Origin of the sequence: Parafrankia colletiae (assembly GCF_001854655.1) — a bacterium.
Classification (GTDB): domain Bacteria; phylum Actinomycetota; class Actinomycetes; order Frankiales; family Frankiaceae; genus Parafrankia; species Parafrankia colletiae.
The window spans coordinates 1-1,006 of the sequence record NZ_MBLM01000107.1 but is presented as its reverse complement, the minus strand read 5'-3'; the positions used below and the strand labels follow the sequence as shown (position 1 = coordinate 1,006).

The window sequence follows — 1,006 nt, the reverse complement described above, 5'->3', positions numbered from 1 at the left end:
CGGGGGTGAGGTCAGTCTGAGGGCGAACGATGACTTCTTCCGTCTGGGTGGTCACTCGTTGCTGGCAACCCGCGTCGTCGCGCGGGCCAATGCCGCATTGGGTTCGGCGCTGACTCTGCGGGATATGTTCGAACAGGCCACGATCGAAGGACTGGCGCGTGTCGTCGACGGAGCCTCTCAAACCGTATCTCGCGTACCGCGAGTAGGTGATCTGCCACGCCCGGAACTGCTGCCTGTGACGTATGGGCAGCGCTCCCTCTGGGTTATCGAGCAGATGGGCGGCCCGGGGGCTCGCTATGTCGTCCCTCTGATCCGGCACTTGTCCGGAGAACTTGACGAGACTGCCCTGAGGTCAGCGGTGCAGGATGTCGTGACCCGACATGAGGCGCTGCGAACGTTGATCGTGGGGGATGACGGGCAGCTCCATCAGGTGATCCTCGCGGGTGAGGAGGCGGCCTTGCGCCTGCCTCTGATTCCTGAGGACTTCATCGGGGCGGGACAAGACGCGATCGACGAACGCCTTCGGGAACTCGTGCGGAGCCGATTCGACCTTGCCGCGGATATCCCGGTCCGCGCCGGTCTGCTACGCGTGGAGGTTGCAGAGTGGATTCTCGTCCTTGCGGTGCACCATCACGCAACAGATGAATGGTCCACGCCGACGCTGCTGGAAGATCTCTTCGCCGCCTACGCGGCAAGAAGCAAGGGGCATGCGCCGGTGTGGGAGTCGGTCGGGATACAGTACGCAGACTATGCGGTCTGGCAACAGGCCGTGCTCGGTCAGCCCACCGATCCAGAGTCCGCATTACATCACCATTTGAAGTATTGGGCAGACACGCTGGCGGATGCTCCGGGTGAATCCACGATAAGCCCCCACCGGCCCCGGCCGGCTGAACCGACGTACCGTGCGGCAGATGTGTCCTTGACCATCTCATCCGATGTCGTGGCTGATTTGCGGCGCGTCGAAGATGGGTGTGGGGTCACAATGTTCATGATCTCCCAGGCTGCC

Annotated in this window: 1 protein-coding gene; it reads left to right on the top strand. The window is 62.8% G+C overall.

Annotated elements, in window-relative coordinates; translation table 11 throughout:
• A partial coding sequence (locus CC117_RS11050) for a condensation domain-containing protein (protein WP_241830014.1) occupies nt 1–1,006 on the top strand: 1,006 nt, incomplete at both ends.